The organism is Phreatobacter stygius (assembly GCF_005144885.1).
Classification (GTDB): Bacteria; Pseudomonadota; Alphaproteobacteria; order Rhizobiales; family Phreatobacteraceae; genus Phreatobacter; species Phreatobacter stygius.
Window position 1 is genome coordinate 236,465 of record NZ_CP039690.1, and the last position, 21,381, is coordinate 257,845.

Here is a 21,381-nt window from a genome sequence, read left to right on the forward strand (position 1 = left end):
GCCATGGCAGGATCCCCCGACATGACCGACACGGCCGTCCAGTTCGCCCCGCCGACCTCGGGCAGCGCCGCCTGGCGCCGGTTCCGCCGGCACAAGCTCGCCATGGCCGGCGCCGTCACCATTTGCATCCTGGCGCTCGGCTCGGTGTTCGGGCCCTGGCTGCTGCCGTTCGACGACACCTTCATCGACATCATGCAGCGCTTCGCGCCGCCGTTCTCCGGCGCCCATGTGCTCGGCACCGACGAGCTCGGCCGCGATATCCTGGCGCGCCTGATGATGGGCGGGCGCATCTCGCTCGCCATCGGCTTCGTCGCCATGGCGATCGCCATGGCCATCGGCATCGTGGTCGGCACCATCGCCGGTTTTTACGGCGGCTGGATCGGCGCGGTGCTGATGCGTTTCGTCGACGCGGTCCTGTGCTTCCCGGCGATCTTCCTGCTCCTGGCGCTGGCCGCCCTGATCGAACCCGGCGTGCTCTCCACCACATTGCTGATCGCCGCCACCGCCTGGATGAACGTCGCGCGCATTGTCGAGGGCCAGATCCGGTCGCTGCGCGAGCGCGATTTCGCTGTTGCCGCCGAGGCCATGGGATCTTCCGACATGCGCACCATGTTCCGCGAACTGGTGCCCAATGCCATGGCGCCGATCGTGGTCGCCGCGACGTTGAATGTCGCCAAGGCGATCCTGCTCGAATCCTATGTCAGCTATCTCGGCTACGGCATCCAGCCGCCGGTGGCGAGCTGGGGCAATATGCTGAACAACGCGCAGATCTATCTGACCAGCGCGCCCTGGCTGGCGATCCTGCCGGGCATCGCCATCACGCTGGCGGTGACCAGCTTCAATTTCATCGGCGATGGCCTGCGCGATGCGCTCGATCCGCGGATGGACATCCGATGAGCGAGCATCAGGACCGCAGTCCCGCGCCGGCGCAAAAGCCCCTGCTCGAGGTCGACAACCTCGCGGTGCGCTTCCGCACCGACCACGGCGAATTCGCCGCCGTCTCGGGCGTGTCGCTGACGCTCAAGCGTGGCGAAACGCTGGCCGTGGTCGGCGAATCCGGCTCGGGCAAGAGCGTCACCAGTCTCGCCGTCATGGGCCTGCTGCCGAAATCGTCGGGCTGCCGGGTCACCGGCGCGATCCGGCTGGCCGGCGCCGACGGCACCACCCGCGATCTCCTGGCCATCAACGAGGAGGCCATGCGTGGGGTTCGCGGCAAGGACATCGCCATGGTGTTCCAGGAACCGATGACCTCGCTCAATCCGGTCAAGACCATTGGCGGCCAGATCACCGAGGCCGTCCGCCTGCACCGGCCGATGGACCGCCGCGCGGCGGAAGACGAGGCCTGCCGCCTGCTCGACCTGGTTGGCATCCCTGCCCCGCGCCAGCGGCTGTCGGCCTATCCGCACCAGCTCTCCGGCGGCATGCGCCAGCGCGTCATGATCGCCATGGCGCTGTCGGGCGAACCTTCGATCCTGATCGCCGACGAGCCGACCACCGCGCTCGACGTGACCATCCAGGCGCAGATCCTCGACCTGATCCGCCGGTTGCAGGACACCACCGGCATGGCGGTCATGTTCATCACCCACAATCTCGGCGTGGTCGCCGAGATCGCCGACCGGGTCATGGTGATGTATTCCGGCCGGGTGGTCGAACAGGCCGATGTCCGGCCTTTGTTCAAGCGTCCCTTGATGCCCTATACCTCGGGCCTGCTCCGCTCGGTGCCGCGGCTCGACCTTGCCGGCCGGCGCGCCAGCACGCTCGCCGCCATTCCCGGCAACGTGCCGGACCCGCGCTTTCCGCCCTCCGGCTGCGCCTTCCATCCGCGTTGTTCCGACCGGGTCGACGGCCGCTGCGATGTCGAGACGCCGGAGCTGGACGAGGCCGGCGGCAGCCGGCGGGTGCGCTGCCTGCGCTGGCGCGAGCTGGCGCCGGAGGCCGTGTCATGAACACCGGTAAGAATTTGAGCGGCGACGATCCGATCCGCGCCGGCAACGGCCAGACCCCGATCCTGGAGGTCGCCAACCTCAAGAAATGGTTCCCGGTCGGCGGCGGCCTGTTCGGCCGCGGCGCACGCCAGGTCAAGGCCGTCGACGACGTCTCCTTCACCATGCGCCCGGGCGAGGTCCTGAGCTTGGTCGGCGAGTCCGGTTCGGGCAAGACGACCGTCGGCCGCACCGTGCTGCGGCTGACCGAACCGACCGGCGGCAAGATCGATTTCGAAGGCACCGACATCACCCATATGTCGCGCCGTCAGCTCCGGCCGCTGCGCCGGCGCATGCAGCTGGTGTTCCAGGACCCCTTCGCCTCGCTCAATCCGCGCATGACCATTGGCGAGATCGTGGCAGCCCCGCTCGCCATCCACGGCGGCTTCAGCCGTGACGAGCGCGCGGCCAAGGTCGCCGAGACGCTGCAACTGGTTGGCCTTTCCGCCCATTTCGCCGAGCGCCACCCGCATGAACTGTCGGGCGGCCAGCGCCAGCGGGTCGGCATCGCCCGCGCGCTGATCCTCAGGCCGAGCCTCTTGGTCGCCGACGAGCCGGTCTCGGCGCTCGACGTCTCGATCCAGGCGCAGGTGGTCAACCTGCTCCTGGAGCTGAAGGAGATGTTCGGCCTGACCATCCTGTTCATCGCCCACGACCTGGCGGTGGTCGGCCATATCTCCGACCGTATCGCGGTGATGTATCTCGGCCGTCTGGTCGAGATCGCGCCGACCCGCATCCTGTTCGAGGCGCCGCGCCATCCCTATACCGAGGCCTTGTTCTCGGCGGCCCCCATTCCCGATCCCGAGATCCGGCGTGGCCGGATCATCCTGACCGGCGATATCCCGAGCCCGCTCGACCCGCCGTCCGGCTGCGCCTTCCGCACCCGCTGCCGTTATGCCCAAGACGCCTGCGCGGTGGCGGTGCCGCCGTTGCGCCAGGTCACGCCCGGCCATTTCTCCGCCTGCATCCGTGACGACATCGTCTTGCAGGCCTCGGTTTCCGGTTCCGCCGTCGACGTCCCGGCCTGACCGCCGGCATGATGACCGAAGCAACGCTGAGCGCATTCAGGAGTGCACCCCATGTCCCCGCCCCTTAACCGCATCGCCAGCGACGAGCGCCTGCCGGAGGCTGCCGACGTGGTGGTCATCGGCGGCGGCGTCATTGGCGTCTCCGCCGCCTACCATCTGGCCAAGAAGGGCCATTCGGTCGCCCTCGTCGAGAAGGGCCATGTCGGCGCCGAGCAGTCGAGCCGCAACTGGGGCTGGTGCCGCCAGCAGGGTCGGGCGCGTGCCGAAATCCCGCTGGCGCGCGAGGCGCTGAGGCTGTGGGACGACATGCAGGCCGATGCCGGCCAGGATGCCGGCTTCCGCCGCACCGGCGTGCTGTTCATGACCAAGGATCCGGCGGAAGCCGCCGCCTGGGAGCGCTGGGCGGCGATCGCCCGCGACGAGCAGGTCCATTCGACCGTGCTGACGCCGGCCGAGATCAACGCCAAGCTGCCGGGCAATACCGAAAAATGGACCGCCGGGCTCTACACGCCGAGCGACGGCCGCGCCGAACCGTCCATGGCGGTGCCGGCGCTGGCCGCCGCCGCCCGCAAGCACGGCGTCACCTTGCACCAGGACTGCGCCGCCCGCGGCATGGAAACCGAGGGCGGCCGGGTCAGCGCCGTCGTCACCGAAAAGGGCCGCATCCGCACCCGGTCCGTGCTGCTTGCCGGCGGCGCCTGGTCGTCGCTGTTCTGCCGCCGCCACGGCATCGACCTGCCGATCGGCCTGGTCGATGCCACCGCCTGCCGCACCACACCGGCGCCCGAGATCACCATGGGTGCGCTCGGCACCACGGATTATTGCGTCCGCCGGCGGCTCGACGGCGGCTTCACCCTGGCGCTGCGCGGCCGCGGCACGGTGCAGCTGACGCCCGATATCCTGCGTTATGCCAAAGCCTTCTGGCCGACCTTCCTGGAGCGCCGCAAGGGCCTGAAGCTGCGCTTCGGCGCGGCCTTCTTCGAGCAGCTGACGCGCGACAGCAAGTGGAGCTTCGACAAGCCCTCGCCCTTCGAGGCCGAGCGCGTGCGCGATCCGGCGCCCGACATGCAACTGGTCGAGACCGCGCTGGCCGGTTTCGTCGCCTCCAATCCGGCGCTCGCCGGCATCACCATTGCCGAGGCCTGGGGCGGCACCATCGATTCGACCCCCGACACCGTGCCGGTCATCTCAGGCGTCGAAAAGCTGCCGGGCCTGACGCTCGCCACCGGCTTCTCGGGCCATGGCTTCGGCATCGGTCCGGGCGCTGGCCGGCTCGCCGCCGACATCGTCGCCGGCGACACGCCTTATGTCGATGCCAGCGCCTATGACTACAAGCGCCTGATCGACGGCCGGCCGCTGGCGCCGGTGGGGCTGTTTTAAAGGACTTGATTGCAGGATGAGGAGGTTGGGTGAGCTGCATCAACGTTGCTCATGAAGCGTGACGGCTGCGGCGCATCCGGCACCGCCCCTGATGCCAATCTCCACTCTCCTCATGCTGAGGTGCGAGCTCTTGCGAGCCTCGAAGGACGACTGACCGGACTGCAACATCACCTTCCAAGCGAACAGAAGCTCATACCTCTTTGAACTCCCGACCGGAAGCACAGCCATGACCGTCCTCTACAAGGCCAATGCCGCGCGCGGCGCGGTCTGGGCGAAACTCTTCGCCGAACGCGCCCCCGGCATGGCCTTCCGGGTCTGGCCCGATGTCGGCGACCCCGCGGCCATCCGCTATCTCGCCGCCTGGCAGCCGCCGGAGCGGATCATGGAGACCTTCCCCAATCTGGAGCTGGTGTTCTCGGTTGGCGCCGGCGTCGACCAGTTCGACTTCTCGTTGCTGCCGCCGGCCCTGCCGGTGATCCGCATGCTCGAACCCGGCATTGCCGAAAGCATGGCCGAATACGTCACGCTCGCCGTGCTCGGCCTGCACCGCGACCTCGTGCCCTTCATCGACCAGCAGAAGCGCCAGGTCTGGCAGGAGATCCAGGTCCGTTCGGCCGCCAGCCGCCGGGTCGGCATCATGGGGCTCGGCCAGCTCGGCCAGGCGGCGCTCGACAAGCTCAGGGCCTTCGGCTTTCCGCTGTCAGGCTGGAACCGCTCGCCGCGCGCCATCGACGGCGTCGCCTGCTACACCGGCGAAACCGAGCTCGACGCCTTCCTCGGCCAGGTCGATATCCTGGTTTGCCTGCTGCCCTTGACGGAGGCCACCCGCGGCATCCTGAACGCCAGGCTGTTTTCGGCGCTGCCTGCCGGTGCGGCCCTGGTCAATTGCGGCCGCGGCGGCCATCTCGTCGAAGCCGATCTGCTGGCGGCGCTCGCCTCCGGCCAGCTCTCGGCGGCGGTGCTCGATGTCACCGAACTCGAGCCGCTGCCGCAAGGCCACGGCTTCTGGACCCATCCGAAGATCCTGCTGACCCCGCATATCGCCAGCATGACCCGCCCCGAGACGGCGGTCGATTTTGTCCTCGACACCATAACCCGCCACCAGGCCGGCCAGCCCATGCCCGGCCTGGTCGACAGGGCCAGCGGCTACTGAGGCAGCCGAGGCTCACACCTTAGAACCGCTTCAAAAGACCTCGCCGATGGCTTATGTAGCCCGCATCGACCGAGGATCTCACCATGAACGCTCCGCTCACCGCCGGCTCCTATTCGCTGTTTCCGCTCGGCAAGGACGAAACGCCCTATCGCAAGCTGACCGCCGAGGGCGTGCGGGTCGAAAAGGTGCTGGGCGAAGAGGTCGTGGTGGTCGATCGCGAGGCGATCCGGCTGCTGTCGGAAACCGCCTTCATCGACATCAACCATCTGTTGCGCCCGGGCCACCTCGCCCAGCTGGTCAAGATCATCGACGATCCGGAATCGACCTCCAACGACAAATTTGTCGCTTACGACCTGCTGAAGAACGCCAATATCGCCGCCGGCGGCGTGCTGCCCATGTGCCAGGACACCGGCACCGCCATCATCATGGGCAAGAAGGGCCGGCGCATCTGGACTTTAGGCGAGGACGAGGCGGCCGTCGGCCAGGGCGTGCTCGATGCCTATGAGAAGAAGAACCTGCGCTATTCGCAGCTCGCGCCGATCTCGATGTTCGAAGAGCGGAACACCCGGAACAACCTGCCGGCGCAGATCGAGATCTATGCCGAGGGCGACGACGCCTACAAGTTCCTGTTCATGGCCAAGGGCGGCGGCTCGGCCAACAAGAGCTTCCTGTTCCAGGCGCCGCCCTCGATCCTCACCCATGACCGCATGGTCAAGTTCCTGCACGAGAAGATCCTGACGCTGGGCACCGCCGCCTGCCCGCCCTATCACCTCGCCATCGTCATTGGCGGCCTGTCGGCCGAACACACGATGAAGACCGCCAAGCTGGCGTCGGCCCGTTATCTCGACGGCCTGCCGACCACGGGTTCGGAATTCGCCCATGCCTTCCGCGATATCGGCATGGAAGCGGAAATCCATGGGCTGACCCAGGCCATGGGGGTCGGCGCCCAGTTCGGCGGCAAATATTTCTGCCACGACGTGCGCGTCATCCGCATGCCGCGCCATGGCGCCTCTCTGCCGATCGCCATTGCGGTATCCTGCTCGGCCGACCGCCAGGCCATGGGCAAGATCACCCGCGACGGCGTCTTCGTCGAGGAGCTGGAACACAATCCGGCGAAATATCTGCCCGAGATCGACACCGAGGCGCTCGGCGGCGAGGTCGTGCGCATCGACCTGACCCGGCCGATGTCGGAGGTCCTGGAGACCTTGTCGAAACACCCGATCAAGACCCGCGTCTCGCTGACCGGCCCGATGATCGTCGCCCGCGACATGGCGCACGCCAAGATCCGCGAGCGGCTCGATGCCGGCGAACCCATGCCGCAATATCTCAGGGATCACCCGGTCTATTACGCCGGCCCTGCCAAGACCCCGAAGGGTTTCGCCTCCGGCTCGTTCGGCCCGACCACAGCTGGCCGCATGGACGGCTTCGTCGACCAGTTCCAGGCCGCCGGCGGCTCCATGGTCATGCTCGCCAAGGGCAACCGCTCGCGCGACGTGCGCGAGGCCTGCGCCAAGCATGGCGGCTTCTATCTCGGCTCCATCGGCGGCCCGGCGGCGCGCCTTGCGCAAGACTGCATCAAGAAGGTCGAGGTGCTCGAATATCCCGAGCTCGGCATGGAGGCGATCTGGAAGATCGAGGTCGAGGATTTCCCCGCCTTCATCGTCATCGACGACAAGGGCAATGACTTCTTCAAGGAACTGAATCTGGGGTGAAGTGGGGGAGTGGCGAATAGCGAGTGGCGAGTGGAGAAGGTGCGAAAAGCGCAGTGCGCGTAAGCCCTCTCCCGCGAAGACGCGGGCGAGGGTTTATGCGCGGCCCCGGCCATTCGCCATTCCCCACTCGCTATTCGCCACTCGCTATTCGCTATTCGCTATTCGCCCCTCTCGTGAAAAAATCGATGAAGGCCCTCAATGCCGGGCGCATCTGGCGACGTGACGGGTAATAGAGAAAAAAGCCCGGAAATGGCGGGCACCAGTCGTCGAGCACCCGCACCAGCCGGCCCGATGCGATCTCCTCGGCGACCATCGCCTCCATGACATAGGCAAGGCCGGCACCGGCCAGCGCGGCTGCGCTGATCAGCCGGCCCTCGTTGAACACCAGCCGGCCGTCGACGGCGATCTCGAGCGGCTGGCCGTCCTTTTCGAACTCCCAGCGATAGAGCCCGCCGCCGGTGAAGCGGCGGCCGATGCAGACGTGCTGGCGGAGGTCGGCCGGATGTTGCGGCCGAGGGAAGCGGGCGAAATAGGCCGGGCTCGCCACCGCCGCCATGCGCATGTCCGGCCCGATCCGAACCGCGATCATGTCCTGTTCCAGGCTTTCACCGAGCCGGAGACCGGCATCGAACCCTGCCGTGACCAGGTCGACGAAACCGTCCTGGACCAGGAGCTCCAGCGTGATATCCGGATAGGCTTCGGCGAAACGTGTGGTCTGCGGCGCGATCAGCAGTTCGGCTGCCTGCAGCGGCACCGTCAGCTTGAGCCGCCCGGCCGGGCGGCCGCCGGTGGCGACCGTATCCTCGAGCGCCGCCTCGATCTCCTCGAGCGCGGGCGCAAGCCGCGCGACCAGCCGGGCGCCGGCCTCGGTCAGCGCCACGCTGCGGGTGGTGCGCGCCAAAAGCCTGACGCCGAGCTCGGCCTCCAGGCCACTGACCGCATGGCTGACGGCGGAAGGCGACACGCCGAGCGCGGTCGCCGCGCCGCGGAAGCTGCTGTTGGCGGCGACGCTGGCAAAGACGGTCAGGGCGGCAAGGTCGGTGCGGGCCATTGGTGAACAATATCGAACAGCCCGTGCATTCCAAGGCCAATTATAACGATCAGCTCAACTGTCTATCTCCTGGTCGCAAGCCGGCCCCATCCCGGGCTGGCGAGCCAACCACCCGGAGTGAATCACCATGAAACAGCGCAAGCTTGGATCCGAACTTTCCGTGTCGTCCGTTGGCCTCGGCTGCATGGGCATGAGTTTCGCTTATGGCGGACAGGACGAGAAGGACGCCATCGCGACGCTGCGCCGCGCCGTCGACCTCGGCGTCACTTTGTTCGACACCGCCGAGGTCTATGGCCCCTTCGACAATGAGATCCTGGTCGGCAAGGCGCTCGGCCCCGTGCGTGATCAGGTGGTCATCGCCACCAAGTTCGGCTTCAGGATCGCCGACGAAGGCACCGGCCCCGCCCGCATGGTTGGCGTCGACAGCCGGCCTGAACACGTCAAGGCCGTCGCCGAGGCCTCGCTGAAGCGGCTCGGCATCGAGGTCATCGACCTCTATTACCAGCACCGCGTCGATCCCACCGTACCGATCGAGGACACCGTCGGCGCCATGGCGGACCTGGTGCGTGAAGGCAAGGTGCGGGCGCTCGGCCTGTCGGAGGCCGGCCCCGCGACCATCCGGCGCGCCCATGCCGTCCATCCGATCGCCGCGGTCCAGAACGAGTATTCGCTGTGGAGCCGCGAGCCGGAAGACGAGGTACTGCCGGTCTGCCGCGAACTCGGCATCGGCCTCGTGCCCTTCAGCCCGCTCGGACGCGGCTTTCTGACCGGGGCCATCCGCGACCGCGCGGCGCTCGGCGATGACGACTTCCGCCGCGGCCTGCCGCGCTTCCAGGACGGCAATCTCGAACGCAACCTCGTGCTCGTCGATCGGTTGAACGGGCTCGCCGGCGGGCTCGGCATCACCGCCGCCCAATTGGCGCTGGCCTGGGTGCTGCATCAGGGCGACACCATCGTGCCGATCCCGGGCGCGCGCCGCATCGCCCATCTCGAGCAGAACGCCGCCGCCGCCGAGGTCACGCTCAGCCCGGCGACGCTTCAGGCCATCGCCGAGGCGATGCCGGCCGAAGCGATCGCCGGCAAGCGTTACACCGACGCCGCCCTGGAACTTGTCGGCCGGTGAACCGTTGGAGGCCTGAGTGCGTAAACAGGTAAGTGCGTAAACGGTGGCAGCCGCTGCCCTGTAACCTCCAGGAAACAGAGCAACGGCTGTCTCGCAATCCTGGCGAAACAGCGGCCGGCAATTGTGCCAGTCATGCCAGAGGGACACGCCATGCCCAGGTCGAACGCCACTTTTGCCGCAGCAAAGCCCGCTTCCGCCGATGCCCAGACCCTGGCGCTGATCGCCAGCTCGCTGGTTTTCGCGACCATTATCGCGTTCTTCGCCATGGTGCTCACCGCCTGGCCGGTCGCGGCCCAGGGCGGCACGCTGCAGATCGCCGCCTTGCCCTCGTCTTTGCTGCAGAGCCAGACGATGACTGAGACCGCGCCGCAGCCGCTCATTCCGCGCAACACCGAAGCCGTTGACGTCACCGCCCCGCCGGCCACCGCCCAGACCGCATCGCTGCAGTCCATGCCGCTCGCGGCGCGCCCGTGCCATGACGAGCTGGTTGTGGTCGAAGCCGAGATGAACGCCACGCTCGCCAGGTTCGAGGCGCTGGACGAGCAGGACATGAGCCTGCAATGCGCCGCCTTGCGTGATCACCTGGCGTCGCTGTCGCGCGCCGCCGCCGCGACCGACCGCTGCACCGCGGGCCTGGAGCGCCGGACCAAGGTGAACCTGATCCGCCAGACCGCCGCCGAATGGCGCGGCGTGGTGTCGTCGAGCTGCCGCTGATCCGGCCGCTTGGACCGTGAAACTGCTGGATCCGAAACGCTGCGCAAACAGTTGAAAACCCGCACATGCATTTGAAAACGCTGGCGTTCGTCCTGGCCGCCGTCATGCCGGGCCTGGCCGCGGCCTCGCCGTCCGAGGCATTCTGCGCCCGCGATCTCTCGGCGACCGACACCCGGCTCCGCCACGCTCTGATCCGGCTCAACGAAACGCGCGACCTGCCGATGAGCCAGCGCTGCAACGTCATCCGCGATCACCTGCGCGCCTTGACCCAGGCGGCGTCGGTCCACGAGCGTTGCAGCACCGGCCGGGCGCGGGCTGAAAATGTCGGGCAAATGGTCGGCTCGATCACCGACTGGCGCGAGGTCATCGCGCGGAACTGTCCATAAGCCAGTCGCATTGGACCGGCTCTCGAAGGGCGGCCAAGCCGATCTGCAAAGAGCCGACGAGCTCTCGCCGTCACGCCTTGATCTGTTCCTTCACCGCCTCGATCAGCTGCTTGAGCGAGAACGGCTTGGGCAGGAAGGTGAAATGGGAGCCCTCGGGCAGGTCCTTCTTGAAGGCGTCCTCGGCATAACCGGAGACGAAGATCACCTTCAGGTCGGGATTGGCCTTGCGCAATTCGACCAGCAAGGTCGGTCCGTTCATTTCCGGCATGACCACGTCGGAGACGACAAGATCGACCGATCCGCCGGCGCCTGCCATCACCTCCAGCGCCTCGACGCCGGAGGCCGCCTCGAGCACCGTATAGCCGCGCGAGGCGAGCGCGCGCGAGGCAAAGGCCCGGACCGCATCCTCGTCCTCGACCAGCAGGATGGTGCCGGCGCCGGTGTCGTCGCGCGGCGGCGCCGGGGTCCGCGGCAGCGGGGCGGCATCCTTGGCCGGCGCCTCGATCTTGCCGGCCACCAGCATGGCGGCCGGCGGGGCGGCGGCGATGGCGGACGGCGCATCCTCGGCCTCCGCGACATGGCGCGGCAGGAAGATGCGGAACGTCGTGCCCTTGCCGACCGCGGTATCGACGAAGATATAGCCGCCCGACTGCTTGACGATGCCGTAGACGGTCGACAGGCCGAGCCCGGTGCCCTTGCCGACATCCTTGGTCGAGAAGAACGGGTCGAAGATCTTCTGGACGATCTCCTCGGGAATGCCGGTGCCGGTGTCGGCCACCTCGATCAGCACGCAATCGGTCGCCGGCACTTCCACCGGGTGATCCTTGCTGTCGTAGCGGCGGATCTCGGCGGCCGGCACGTTCAAGGTCTTGATCGTCAGCTTGCCGCCATCGGGCATGGCGTCGCGGGCATTGACCGCCAGATTGAGGATCACCTGCTCGAGCTGGGTGACATCGGCGCGGATCGGCCAGAGATCGCGGCCATGCACCATGTCGAGGCCAACCCGCTCGCCGAGCGAGCGGCGCAGCAGCATGGACAGGTCCGACAGCACGTCGCCGAGCTGCACCACCTGCGGCCGCAGCGTCTGCTTGCGCGAGAAGGCCAGGAGCTGGCGCACCAGGCTGGCCGCCCGGTTGGCGTTCTGCTTGATCTGGGTGATGTCGTTGAACGACGGATCGGCCGGCTTGTGGTTCATCAGCAGCAGGTCGGCATGGCCGATGATCGCCTGCAGCACGTTGTTGAAGTCATGCGCCACGCCGCCGGCGAGCTGGCCGACCGCGTTCATCTTCTGCGACTGGGCGAACTGCTCCTGCAATTGCCTGAGCTCGGTGGTCTCCACCGCATAGACGATCGCCGCCTCGCCCGGCTGGTCGGGATCGTCGACCGGAGCCACGAAAAAACGGGCGAAACGGTTGGCATCGCCCTGTAGCGCGCCGTCGACCGGCACCAGGTCGCCACGCCCCTCGGCCGCCTCGCCGATCGCCTGCGACAGGCCCGGCCGGGAACTGTCCTTGACCAGCGACAGGATCGACCGCGGCCCGACCTCGCCGGCCGGCAGCAATTCGGCCGACAGTCTGGCGAAGATCGGGTTGGACCGGCCGACATGGCCCGCCTTGTCGACGGTCGAGATGCCCAGAGGCGAATTGTTGAAGAAGCGTGCGAAGCGCACCTCCGCGGCGCGCAGGCTGTCGCCGGTATCGCTGCCGCGGCCGCGGTGGATCACCAGGGTGCGCGACGAACCGGCGGTGCCGTCGCCCGAGAAAGCCACCTTGTGCAGGAGCCGGACCGGCAGGGCCTCGCCGCCGCGCTTCTTAAGGTCGAGATCGAATGTGGCGGTGCGCACCTCGCCCGGCGCCGGCGTCACCGTCCTGAGCAGGGCCGCGCCATCGGCCGCCAGGATATCGGCCAGCGCCAGGCCGCCCGGCCCGACCTCGGCCAGATCATGATCGAGCCAGCCGGCAAGCGTGGCGTTCATATAGGCGATCTCGCCGTTCGGCTCCATCGAGAAGAAGCCGGCGGGCGCGTGATCGAGGAAATCGATGGCCTTCTGCAGGGTTTCGAAGGCGCTCTCGGCGTTTTGCCGGTCGCGGGTGATGTCCTCCACCGTCCAGACGGTCGCCTTGTTCATGCCGCGCGGCGCCGGCAGCCCGTCGCGGACCAGCGGGCGGACGCGCAGGCGGAACCAGCGGGCGCTCTCGGCGTCGGGCTGGCGCACCTCCTCCTGGTGGCGGCGGCCTTCGCGGGCCGCCTGCGACAGCCGGTAGATCGCCTCGGAAACATCCGGCGCGCTCGAGAAGGCGCGTTCGACGCCGCGCACGTCATGCTCGCCGCTGGCGCCGGTCAGTTCCAGATAGCTCGGATTGGCGTAGAGCACCCGGCCGGACGGCTCGGTGACGACGGCCGCATCGGGCGTGCTGTCGACCATCGACTTGGTGAAATCGTTGCGGCTTTCCTCGGTCGCGAAACGCAGGATGCCGGCCGCATAAGCAAACAGCGCGAACACCCCGACGACCGACAGCAGCGCCAGGAGACCGATGACATAGGGATAGGCATTCTCCCGTCCGATCGCCAGGAAGAACAGCGCGGCGCCGACCAGGACCAGCGCCACGGCCAGTACCATCGTGGTCGAACCGGATCGATCGGCACGGTCGACCGCGCGCGGAACGGTCGCTTTCTGCGATGTGGTACCCGCCTTCGGGCGAGCACTCTTTTCGGCGATAGCCATGGCGTAACGTGCCGTTCTGGGAGCCAAGAGAGAGAATCCGGGCAAGCCCCTGATCTGAGCGTAGTGGTGCAGGTTCCCGGTCGAACTAGCAAGAGCACCGCGTCCAAACTTTGGCCGCGAACGCGGGGCGGGGCTGCAACCGCAAGCCTGTCGGGCCGCCGCCCGCGTTCCTATATCGGCGCTGTTGGCCTGTCGCGCCGGCGACGACTGGTATCGCCCCGGCGCTTGATTGCGCGAAAGGCGCCCGCCACGCGCCGCCATGGGCAGTGCCGATGTTTCGCCACCCATCGCGACAGGGAACCGCATGGCACCGCATCTCGAACTCGGGCTGGACACTTTCGGCGACGTCACCAGCGGCGCCGATGGCCGCCTCCTGCCGCATGCCCAGGTCATCCGCAACGTCATTGAGGAAGCCGTGCTTGCCGATCGGCTGGGCGTCGACTTTTTCGGCGTCGGCGAGCATCACCGCGCCGACTTCGCCATTTCAGCGCCCGAGGTCGTGCTGGCCGCGATCGCCGGACGCACCAGCCGGATCCGTCTCGGCTCGGCCGTGACCGTGCTCAGTTCCGATGACCCGATCCGGGTCTTTCAGCGCTTCGCGACGCTCGACGCGGCGGCGAGCGGCCGGGCCGAGGTCATTCTCGGGCGCGGTTCGTTCACCGAGTCCTTTCCCCTGTTCGGCTACGCGCTCGACCAATACGAGACGCTGTTCGAGGAAAAGCTCGACCTGTTCGCGGCGCTGATCAGCCAGGAGACCGTCACCTGGCAGGGCACCACTCGGCCCGCGCTGACCAACCAGCGGGTTTTCCCACCCGTTGAGGCCGGAACACTGAAAACCTGGATCGGCGTCGGCGGCAGTCCGGAATCGGTCATTCGCGCCGCCCGCTACGGCCTGCCTTTGATGCTTGCGATCATTGGCGGCGACCCCAAGCGGTTCAAACCCTATGTCGATCTCTACCACCGCGCGCTCAATCAACTCGACACGCCGGTCCAGCCGATCGGCGTCCATTCGCCGGGTTATGTCGCCGACACCGACGACCAGGCCCGCACCGAACTCTGGCCGAGCTACAAGCAGATGCGCGACCGGATCGGCGCCGAGCGCGGCTGGCCGCCGATGGGCCAGGGCGAATTCGACCAGGAGGCCGATCAGGGGTCACTTTATGTCGGCTCGCCCGAGACCGTCGCGCGCAAGATCGCCGCCACCGCCAAGGCGCTCGGCATTGGGCGTTTCCAGCTCAAATACAGCGCCGGCCCGCTGCCGCATGACAAACTCATGCGCAGCATCGAGCTCTATGGCAGCAAGGTGATGCCGCTGGTGCGCGACATGCTCGCTTGAGTGTTAGGCGGGCGGGCTTGCCAGGGCACGCTCGACCGCCGCTTCGGCATGGATGCCGGTGGTGTCGAACAGCGGCACGGCACTGTCTTCCGGTTTCACCAGCAGCATGATTTCGGTGCAGCCGAGGATCACCGCCTCGGCGCCGCGGCCGATCAGCCGCGCGATCACCGCCTTGTAAGCGGCGCGCGAGGCCGGCTCGACCCTGCCCTGCACCAGTTCCTCGTAGATGATCCGGTGGACGACGGCCCGGTCCTCCACGTCGGGCACCAGCACGTCGAGGCCGAAGCGCTCCGTGAGGCGGCCCTTGTAGAACGCCTGTTCCATGGTGAAGGCCGTGCCGAGCAGGCCGACCCGCGTGATGCCACGCGCCTTGATCCGCTCGGCGGTCGGATCGGCAATATGCAGAAGCGGTATGCCGACGGCGGCCGCGACCTCATCGGCCATCCGGTGCATGGTATTGGTGCAGATCAGGAAAAAGTCGGCGCCGCCGCGCTCCAGCCGTTGCGCGGCGTCGATCATCAGCGCCGCCGCATCGTCCCAGCGGCCGGCATGCTGCAGCGCCTCGATCTCACCGAAATCGAACGACCACATCAGGCAGCGCGCCGACCTGAGCCCGCCCAGCCGCTCGCGCACCGCCTGATTGATGATGCGGTAATATTCGGCCGAGCTTTCCCAGCTCATGCCGCCGATCAGTCCGATGACGCCTTGTTGCGGCACGCGAAAGCCTTGTCTGCGATGTGATGGCCAAGCCGGGCGGTGATGCCCTTTGCCGATCGCTCCAGCATGGCCTGCCCGGCCCGGCCAAGGCAACGGCTGATGCTGTTGAGCGCCTAGCCTGCATTGGCCTTGAGCCGATAGGCATGTTCCTTGGGGTCGCAGGTGACACGGCGCCGATCTCAACGCCGCGCCGCCGTAGCGGCTGGCCCGCCTCGCCTCAGCGCAGCATGCCCTTCAGCCGCATGACGTAGCCGATCACCTCGGCGACCGCCTTGTAGTGCTCTTCCGGCACCTCCTGGTCGATCTCGATTGTGGCGTGCAGGGCGCGCGCCAGCGGCGGGTTTTCGACGATGGGCACGTCGTGGGTCGTCGCCAGTTCGCGGATCTTCAAGGCGATCAGGTCGGCGCCCTTGGCGACGCAGACCGGTGCCGCCATGCCGGTCTCGTAGCGCAGCGCCACGGCGAAGTGGGTCGGGTTGGTGATCACGACCGTCGCCTTCGGCACATTGGCCATCATGCGCTTGCGCGAGCGCTCGCGGCGGATCTGCCGGAGCTTGCCCTTGATCTCGGGATTGCCGTCGGACTGCTTGAACTCGTCCTTCAGCTCCTGGAAGGTCATGCGCTGGCGCTGGTACCAGCTGCGGTACTGGTAGAAATAATCGCCCGCCGCCAGCACCGCCAGGATCGCCACCACGGCATAGAGCACGCTCAGCACGATCCTCAGCGTATGCGGCAGCAGCGCCTCGACATCCATCCGCACCAGCGCGTCGATCATCTGGCGCTCGGGCCACAGCACGGCGAACATGACCGAGCCGACAATGGTGATCTTGGCGAGGCCCTTGAGGAAATTGACGAAGGCCTCCTTGCCGAAGATCCGCTTGAAGCCGGCCATCGGCGAGATCTTGGAAAATTTCGGCTTCAGGCTCTCGCCCGACAACACCAGCCGGTGCTGGATCACATTGCCGGCGATGCCGGCGAGGAACAGGCCGACGAGCGGCAGGCCAATGGCGGTGGCCACCGCCAGCGCCATGGTGATGAGCAGGCGCATCAGCCCGGCCCGGTCGACCGTGACCAGGTCGGCATTGGCCATCAGGTTCTTCAGGGGATTGGCGAGATTGCCGGCAGAGCCGATGGCGGTGACGGCGACCATCAGGGTGGCCGCGAACAGCATGAACCAGGAGACCAGATCCTGGCTCTTCGCCACGTCGCCCTTCTGCAGGGCGTCGTCGAGCTTCTTCTGGGTCGGATCCTGTGTTTTCTGGTCCTTGTCGTCGTCGCCCTCAGCCACCGCTCATCTCCGGTCGACCGCGAGTTCGTTGAGCAGGTTTTCCAGATGGCCGGTGTAGTGGACCATCATGACGCCAACCACCAGCATCAGGATGAGGAAACCGACGCCGATCGAGATCGGCATGCCGACGAAGAACACCTGCATCTGCGGCATCAGCTTGGACAGGACGCCGAGACCGATATTGAACACCAGCGAGAACACCAGGAATGGCGCGGAAAGCTGGATCGCCACCAGGAAGGCCTTCGACAGGACGCCGACCAGGAACAGCGCGGCATCGCCCGAGACCGGCAGCACGCCCGGCCGCAGCACGGTGAAACTGCTCGATATCGCCGCGATGACAAGGTGATGCAGGTCGGCGGCAAACACGATCGCCACACCGACCATGGTCAGGAAGGTGCCGATGACCGCGCCCTGCTGGCCCTGGGTCGGGTCGACTTGCATGGCAAAGCCCAGCCCCATGGCATTGGCGATGACCACGCCGGCGGTCTGCAGGGCCGACACCGCGATGCGGCCGGCCATGCCGAGCGTGAAGCCGATGGCGAGTTCCTGGAACAGCAGCATGACCACCACTGCCGGGCGCGCCAGGTCGACGGCATAGAGCAGCCGGTGCAGCGGAAACAGGGTCATGGTCAGGAGCACGGCGACGCCGAGCCTGGCCCGCATCGGCATGGCCCGTTCGCCCAGCCCCGGCATTAGCATCATCATGGTGCCGACGCGCGCGAACATCAGGACGAAGATCACCGCGAAGTCGGGTGCGAAAGAGAAGGTCATCGGGTGAGCCTCCTCTTCAGCCGGTCCCCTCGATATCAGCGGGATCAGACCTGATTCACCCGCCGCTGACCACCTTGGCCATCACCCGCGTCATGCAGCCGGCCATCAGGTCGCCCATGAACGGCAGGGCCAGCAGCATGGTGGCGAAGATCGCGATGATCTTCGGCACGAAGACCAGCGTCTGCTCCTGGATCTGGGTCAGCGCCTGGACCAGCGAGACCGCGACGCCGACCACCAGGCCGACGATCATCAGCGGCGCCGAGACCAGGATGACGGTGAGAATGCCGTCGCGCGCGACGTCGAGAATATCAGCGGGGGTCATTGTCGCGCGCCTTCAGATCTGCATCCGCATGATTTCGTCATAGGCCTGCACCACCTTGTCGCGCACCGAGACCAGCGCCTCGATCGCCACTTCGGTTTCCGACACGGCGGTGACCACGTCGATCAGGTCGGCCCGGCCGGCGGCCATCTGTTGCGAGCGCTGGTCGGTGGTGCGCGTCGTCTGGTCGAGATGCTGGATGGCCGAATTCAGCACGGCGCCGAAACCGCCGGTTCCGCCCTGGCCTGCCGGCCGCGGGCCACCGGCCGGCGAGAACAGCCGCGCGGCGCTGGCATAGGCATTGGCCGCGATCGAGGATGTCGACATGATCAAGCTTTCAGAAGATCGATGGTGCGCTGCAGCATGCGGCGCGTCGAGGTGACGACGTTGAGATTGGCCTCGTAGCTGCGCTGGGCCTCGCGCATGTCCATCGCCTCGACCAGCGAGTTGACGTTGGGAACCTTGACCATGCCGCGGGCGTCGGCGGCCGGATGGTTGGGGTCGAATCGGGTCTGAAACTCGCCCTGCGGCTGCCGGACCGGTCCGAGCTGGACGGTGGTCGCCTGCAATTCGCGGTCGAACGAGGTGCGGAATGTCGGCACCTTGCGCCGATAGGGATCGCCGCCGGCCGTGTCGGCGGTCGAATTGGCATTGGCGATGTTTTCCGACACCACGCGCATGCGGCCGGCCTGGGCGCGCATGCCGCCAGTGGCGATGCGGATCGACCTGAGGAAATCCATGGACATCGATCAGTGCTCCCGAGGCATTTTCGTGCGCGGCGAAGACCGCTTCGCAACGGCCAAGACAATGCGGTGAAACAGGGATAAGCGAGCGGTTTCCGTCGTGACGGAGCCGCTTTCTAGCGTTTGCCGAGCGCCGTCCGGATCAGTCCGAGCGAGCGCTGGTAGAGGCCGGTGACGGCCTGGTAGTCCATCTGGTTCTGGGCGACCTTCAGCATCTCGTCTTCGAGGTTGACCCGGTTGCCGTCGGGCGTGGTGACCACGCCGGTGTCGCGCCGGACCTGGAATCGCGAACCGCCCTGGACCGAACCGGTGATATGGCGCTCGTTGGTGCGCAGCGTGCCGATGCCCGACCCGGCATTGCCCTGGACGAGCTCGTCGAAGCTCGGCGAGCGCAGGTCGCGCGCCCGGTAACCCGGCGTCTCCGCATTGGCGACATTTTCAGCGAGCAGCTTCTGGCGGTCCTGATGCCAGCGCATGCGATCTCTGAGCATGGAAAAGATCGGGATATCGGCCGCCGCCACGGGAATCTCCAGCCCTGTCGATGGGCAAAGAATGCCGAGTGCGTGGTTAACGACACGTTAAGCGAAAGGCGCTATTAACTTTTGTCACCGTGGATTAACCATCCGGTGAGGTCGAAGCCGGCAAGCCTTGCCGGGCTCGTTAACCTCAACATAGACTTAACGGGCCTGATTGCGCCCGCCGCCGGCATGCATGGGATCGGTTCTGATGAATTTCATATCCAATCTTCTCGGTCCCAATGCGCCGCTCGCGGCGACGTTCATAGTCGCCTTCGCTGTGGTCCTGGTGCTGATCGGGCTGATGACCTGGGTGATCCGGCTGATCCGCGGCCGGGGCCTTGGCATCGGATCGTCGGCGCGCGGCCGCCAGCCGCGCCTCGCGGTGCTCGACTATGCCGATGTCGACGCCCGCCGGAAGCTGGTGCTGATCCGGCGCGACAATGTCGAACACCTGATCCTGCTCGGCGGACCGACCGACGTGGTGATCGAGAACAATATCGTGCGCGGCGTGCCGGTGCAGGCGAGCGCGCTGCGCGAGGCCGCCGCGGCACCGGTCAACGAACTGCCGCTGCCGCTGCCACCAGGCGAGGCGCCGTCGCGGCTCACCATGCGCGAGGCTGCCCGCCAGGCCGCCGGCGAGCCGCCGGCGCCGCCGCGGCCGGTCAATCTCGACAATCCGGCGCCGCCGCCAAGGCCTGAAGCAAGGCCCGAGCCCAGGCCTGAGGCAAGGCCGGAGCCAAGACCCGAGCCAAGACCGGAACCAAGGCCCGAACCGAGACCGGCGCCGCCGGTCGCGCAGCCCGCCCCGGCGCCCGTACCGGCACCGGCGATCCAGCCGAGCCGGGTCGAAACGACCCGGGTCGAGCCGAGCCGCGTCGAACCATCAAGGCTCGAGCCGGCTCGCCCGGCACCGCCGCCCCCGCCGCGGCCCGAACCGGCCCGGATGGAACCGCCGAGAGCGGCGTCCCCGGTTGCCGCCGCGGCACAGCCGATCGCGACGCCGCCGCTGCCGCTCAGACCCGCCAATGTCCAGCGGACCGACGCGCCGGCGACGCCCCCGGCCTCGGTCGCGACGCCAACCATCAAGGCACCGCCCACGCCTCCTGCCCCGCCGGCCAGACCGTCGGCCGCACCGCCGGACGACATTGCCGCGCGCCTGGAAGCAGCGCTGCGCAAACCGATCGTGCCGACCTCGGTCATGGCGCAGCGGCCAAACGAACAACGGCCGACCGAGCCGCGTGCGGCCGACCAGCGGCCGGCCGAAGCCCGTCCGGCCGAACCGAAATTGGCCAACGCGGCTGGCGCGGCGCCGCCGCAACCCGCGGCACCGTCGCGCGCCTCGACGCCTCCAGCCTCGGCTCCGGCTCCGGCTCCGGCAGCTGCCCCGGCGCAGGCACCGGCTCCGGCAAGCACGCCGCCCAAGGCACTCACGGCGTCGGAGAAATCGGTCTTCGACAGCCTGGAAGAGGAAATGGCGGCGCTGCTCGGCCGCGGTCCGGCGCCACCCAAGACCTGACGCCGACAGGATTGAATCCGGTAAAACCGGCCGCGCGCGACCGAACCCGGCGCGAGACCCGTCGCAGCACCTGTTAAGCTCACGCCAACGATTCGCGTGGGCGCGGGAAGCGATGCAGCCTCAATCGACAGCACAGACCCCGGGCACGGCGCGCCGCATCGGCGTGCCGAAGTCCGTTGTGCTCACCTCCCTGGTGTCCTTGCTGGCCCTTGGCCTCGTCGTGCTGGCCGCCCGCACCGCCCAGGCCCAGGACGTCTCGATCAATCTCGGCCAGGGCGCCGGCGTCAACGAACGGGTCATCCAGCTGATCGGGCTGATCACCGTCCTGTCGGTGGCCCCCTCGATCCTGATCATGGTGACCAGCTTCGTGCGCATCTCGGTGGTGCTGTCGCTGCTGCGCACCGCCATCGGCACCCAGACCGCGCCGCCCAATGCGGTGATCGTCGGCCTGTCCCTGTTTCTCACCGGCTTCGTCATGGCGCCGGTGTTCCAGCAGAGCTACGACACCGGCCTGAAACCCCTGATGGACAACCAGATCGAGATCCGCCAGGCGTTCGAGCGCGGCTCCGCGCCGTTTCGCGAGTTCATGCTGAAACATGTCCGCGAGAAGGACCTGGCGCTGTTCCAGGAACTGTCCAACGAGCCGGTGCCGGCGACGCCCCAGGAGGTGTCGTTTCGCGTGCTGGTGCCGTCCTTCATGATTTCCGAACTCCGCCGCGCCTTCGAGATCGCCTTCCTGCTGTTCGTGCCCTTCCTGGTGATCGATCTCGTCGTCGCCTCGGTGCTGATGTCCATGGGCATGATGATGCTGCCGCCGGTGACCGTCTCGCTGCCGTTCAAGCTGATCTTTTTCGTGCTGGTCGACGGCTGGAACCTGGTCGCCGGCAGCCTCGTCCGCAGCTTCGGGACTTAGCGGCGC

21 protein-coding genes are annotated in these 21,381 nt (G+C 67.4%); 12 read left to right on the top strand and 9 right to left on the bottom strand.

Annotation, left to right across the window (positions count from 1 at the left end; genetic code table 11):
- Positions 1–21: 21 nt before the first annotated feature.
- The 6 genes from E8M01_RS01155 to E8M01_RS01180 all read left to right on the top strand — a co-directional run bounded on the left by E8M01_RS01155 (position 22) and on the right by E8M01_RS01180 (position 7,255).
- Entirely contained in the window at positions 22–897 is an 876-nt protein-coding gene (locus E8M01_RS01155; protein ID WP_136958433.1) for an ABC transporter permease, read from the top strand.
- A complete protein-coding gene (locus E8M01_RS01160; protein ID WP_136958434.1) occupies positions 894–1,946 on the top strand; it encodes an ABC transporter ATP-binding protein in 1,053 nt (350 codons plus the stop codon). Before E8M01_RS01155 ends, E8M01_RS01160 begins: the two co-directional genes overlap by 4 nt.
- Positions 1,943–3,010 (top strand): ABC transporter ATP-binding protein, encoded by a 1,068-nt coding sequence (locus E8M01_RS01165; protein WP_136958435.1) that lies wholly within the window; start codon positions 1,943–1,945, stop codon positions 3,008–3,010. The genes E8M01_RS01160 and E8M01_RS01165 overlap by 4 nt, the downstream gene beginning before the upstream one ends.
- Before the next feature lie 51 nt (positions 3,011–3,061).
- Entirely contained in the window at positions 3,062–4,390 is a 1,329-nt protein-coding gene (locus E8M01_RS01170; RefSeq protein WP_136958436.1) for an NAD(P)/FAD-dependent oxidoreductase, read from the top strand.
- A gap of 226 nt (positions 4,391–4,616) precedes the next feature.
- On the top strand, positions 4,617–5,543 hold the full coding sequence (locus E8M01_RS01175; RefSeq protein ID WP_136958437.1) for a 2-hydroxyacid dehydrogenase: 927 nt from the start codon (positions 4,617–4,619) through the stop codon (positions 5,541–5,543).
- An 83-nt stretch (positions 5,544–5,626) separates the two neighbouring features.
- Positions 5,627–7,255, top strand: coding sequence for a fumarate hydratase (locus tag E8M01_RS01180; protein WP_136958438.1), 1,629 nt, complete (start codon positions 5,627–5,629; stop codon positions 7,253–7,255).
- Between the two features lie 151 nt (positions 7,256–7,406).
- Here E8M01_RS01180 and E8M01_RS01185 read toward each other — a convergent pair whose 3' ends face one another.
- A complete protein-coding gene (locus E8M01_RS01185; RefSeq protein ID WP_136958439.1) occupies positions 7,407–8,306 on the bottom strand; it encodes a LysR family transcriptional regulator in 900 nt (299 codons plus the stop codon).
- Positions 8,307–8,433: 127 nt separating this feature from the next.
- Here E8M01_RS01185 and E8M01_RS01190 point away from each other — a divergent pair, with 127 nt between their 5' ends.
- From E8M01_RS01190 to E8M01_RS01200, 3 genes are all read left to right on the top strand, one after another.
- Entirely contained in the window at positions 8,434–9,429 is a 996-nt protein-coding gene (locus E8M01_RS01190; RefSeq protein WP_136958440.1) for an aldo/keto reductase, read from the top strand.
- A gap of 150 nt (positions 9,430–9,579) precedes the next feature.
- Positions 9,580–10,143 (top strand): hypothetical protein, encoded by a 564-nt coding sequence (locus E8M01_RS01195; protein WP_136958441.1) that lies wholly within the window; start codon positions 9,580–9,582, stop codon positions 10,141–10,143.
- Positions 10,144–10,208: 65 nt separating this feature from the next.
- Positions 10,209–10,529 (top strand): hypothetical protein, encoded by a 321-nt coding sequence (locus tag E8M01_RS01200; RefSeq protein ID WP_136958442.1) that lies wholly within the window; start codon positions 10,209–10,211, stop codon positions 10,527–10,529.
- Positions 10,530–10,599: 70 nt separating this feature from the next.
- Here the strand turns inward: E8M01_RS01200 and cckA are convergent, their stop codons facing one another.
- On the bottom strand, positions 10,600–13,254 hold the full coding sequence (gene cckA / locus E8M01_RS01205; RefSeq protein WP_136958443.1) for a cell cycle histidine kinase CckA: 2,655 nt from the start codon (positions 13,252–13,254) through the stop codon (positions 10,600–10,602).
- 304 nt (positions 13,255–13,558) lie between these two features.
- Between cckA and E8M01_RS01210 the strand changes: the two genes are divergently transcribed.
- On the top strand, positions 13,559–14,590 hold the full coding sequence (locus tag E8M01_RS01210; RefSeq protein WP_136958444.1) for an LLM class flavin-dependent oxidoreductase: 1,032 nt from the start codon (positions 13,559–13,561) through the stop codon (positions 14,588–14,590).
- A 3-nt stretch (positions 14,591–14,593) separates the two neighbouring features.
- Here the strand turns inward: E8M01_RS01210 and E8M01_RS01215 are convergent, their stop codons facing one another.
- The 7 genes from E8M01_RS01215 to flgB form a co-directional block, all read right to left on the bottom strand.
- The gene (locus E8M01_RS01215; RefSeq protein ID WP_136958445.1) at positions 14,594–15,307 is read right to left on the bottom strand and encodes an aspartate/glutamate racemase family protein; all 714 of its coding nucleotides are present in this window, start codon (positions 15,305–15,307) and stop codon (positions 14,594–14,596) included.
- 217 nt (positions 15,308–15,524) lie between these two features.
- A complete protein-coding gene (flhB, locus tag E8M01_RS01220; RefSeq protein ID WP_136958446.1) occupies positions 15,525–16,595 on the bottom strand; it encodes a flagellar biosynthesis protein FlhB in 1,071 nt (356 codons plus the stop codon).
- A 3-nt stretch (positions 16,596–16,598) separates the two neighbouring features.
- Entirely contained in the window at positions 16,599–17,366 is a 768-nt protein-coding gene (fliR, locus tag E8M01_RS01225) for a flagellar biosynthetic protein FliR (RefSeq protein WP_136958447.1), read from the bottom strand.
- Positions 17,367–17,421: 55 nt separating this feature from the next.
- The gene (gene fliQ / locus E8M01_RS01230) at positions 17,422–17,688 is read right to left on the bottom strand and encodes a flagellar biosynthesis protein FliQ (RefSeq protein ID WP_136958448.1); all 267 of its coding nucleotides are present in this window, start codon (positions 17,686–17,688) and stop codon (positions 17,422–17,424) included.
- A gap of 12 nt (positions 17,689–17,700) precedes the next feature.
- On the bottom strand, positions 17,701–18,012 hold the full coding sequence (gene fliE / locus E8M01_RS01235; RefSeq protein ID WP_136958449.1) for a flagellar hook-basal body complex protein FliE: 312 nt from the start codon (positions 18,010–18,012) through the stop codon (positions 17,701–17,703).
- Between the two features lie 2 nt (positions 18,013–18,014).
- Positions 18,015–18,425, bottom strand: a complete 411-nt coding sequence (gene flgC, locus E8M01_RS01240; RefSeq protein ID WP_136964386.1) for a flagellar basal body rod protein FlgC — start codon at positions 18,423–18,425, stop codon at positions 18,015–18,017.
- A 119-nt stretch (positions 18,426–18,544) separates the two neighbouring features.
- Complete coding sequence (gene flgB / locus E8M01_RS01245) at positions 18,545–18,949, bottom strand: flagellar basal body rod protein FlgB (RefSeq protein ID WP_136958450.1); 405 nt, start codon at positions 18,947–18,949, stop codon at positions 18,545–18,547.
- 205 nt (positions 18,950–19,154) lie between these two features.
- Between flgB and E8M01_RS01250 the strand changes: the two genes are divergently transcribed.
- Both E8M01_RS01250 and fliP read left to right on the top strand, forming a co-directional pair.
- Entirely contained in the window at positions 19,155–20,462 is a 1,308-nt protein-coding gene (locus tag E8M01_RS01250; protein ID WP_211596689.1) for a flagellar biosynthetic protein FliO, read from the top strand.
- Between the two features lie 112 nt (positions 20,463–20,574).
- Entirely contained in the window at positions 20,575–21,375 is an 801-nt protein-coding gene (gene fliP, locus E8M01_RS01255) for a flagellar type III secretion system pore protein FliP (RefSeq protein ID WP_136958451.1), read from the top strand.
- Positions 21,376–21,381: the final 6 nt, after the last annotated feature.

Bases quoted from the DNA above. Each gene is read 5' to 3' on its own strand.
- E8M01_RS01210 (WP_136958444.1), top strand. From the start codon at position 13,559: ATGGCACCGCATCTCGAACTCGGGCTGGACACTTTCGGCGACGTCACC.
- E8M01_RS01195 (WP_136958441.1), top strand. From the start codon at position 9,580: ATGCCCAGGTCGAACGCCACTTTTGCCGCAGCAAAGCCCGCTTCCGCC.
- fliP (WP_136958451.1), top strand. From the start codon at position 20,575: ATGCAGCCTCAATCGACAGCACAGACCCCGGGCACGGCGCGCCGCATC.
- E8M01_RS01250 (WP_211596689.1), top strand. From the start codon at position 19,155: ATGAATTTCATATCCAATCTTCTCGGTCCCAATGCGCCGCTCGCGGCG.
- fliR (WP_136958447.1), bottom strand. From the start codon at position 17,366: ATGACCTTCTCTTTCGCACCCGACTTCGCGGTGATCTTCGTCCTGATG.
- E8M01_RS01200 (WP_136958442.1), top strand. From the start codon at position 10,209: ATGCATTTGAAAACGCTGGCGTTCGTCCTGGCCGCCGTCATGCCGGGC.
- flgC (WP_136964386.1), bottom strand. From the start codon at position 18,425: ATGGATTTCCTCAGGTCGATCCGCATCGCCACTGGCGGCATGCGCGCC.
- fliQ (WP_136958448.1), bottom strand. From the start codon at position 17,688: ATGACCCCCGCTGATATTCTCGACGTCGCGCGCGACGGCATTCTCACC.
- E8M01_RS01185 (WP_136958439.1), bottom strand. From the start codon at position 8,306: ATGGCCCGCACCGACCTTGCCGCCCTGACCGTCTTTGCCAGCGTCGCC.
- E8M01_RS01160 (WP_136958434.1), top strand. From the start codon at position 894: ATGAGCGAGCATCAGGACCGCAGTCCCGCGCCGGCGCAAAAGCCCCTG.
- E8M01_RS01165 (WP_136958435.1), top strand. From the start codon at position 1,943: ATGAACACCGGTAAGAATTTGAGCGGCGACGATCCGATCCGCGCCGGC.
- E8M01_RS01190 (WP_136958440.1), top strand. From the start codon at position 8,434: ATGAAACAGCGCAAGCTTGGATCCGAACTTTCCGTGTCGTCCGTTGGC.
- E8M01_RS01170 (WP_136958436.1), top strand. From the start codon at position 3,062: ATGTCCCCGCCCCTTAACCGCATCGCCAGCGACGAGCGCCTGCCGGAG.
- fliE (WP_136958449.1), bottom strand. From the start codon at position 18,012: ATGTCGACATCCTCGATCGCGGCCAATGCCTATGCCAGCGCCGCGCGG.
- E8M01_RS01155 (WP_136958433.1), top strand. From the start codon at position 22: ATGACCGACACGGCCGTCCAGTTCGCCCCGCCGACCTCGGGCAGCGCC.
- E8M01_RS01175 (WP_136958437.1), top strand. From the start codon at position 4,617: ATGACCGTCCTCTACAAGGCCAATGCCGCGCGCGGCGCGGTCTGGGCG.
- E8M01_RS01180 (WP_136958438.1), top strand. From the start codon at position 5,627: ATGAACGCTCCGCTCACCGCCGGCTCCTATTCGCTGTTTCCGCTCGGC.
- cckA (WP_136958443.1), bottom strand. From the start codon at position 13,254: ATGGCTATCGCCGAAAAGAGTGCTCGCCCGAAGGCGGGTACCACATCG.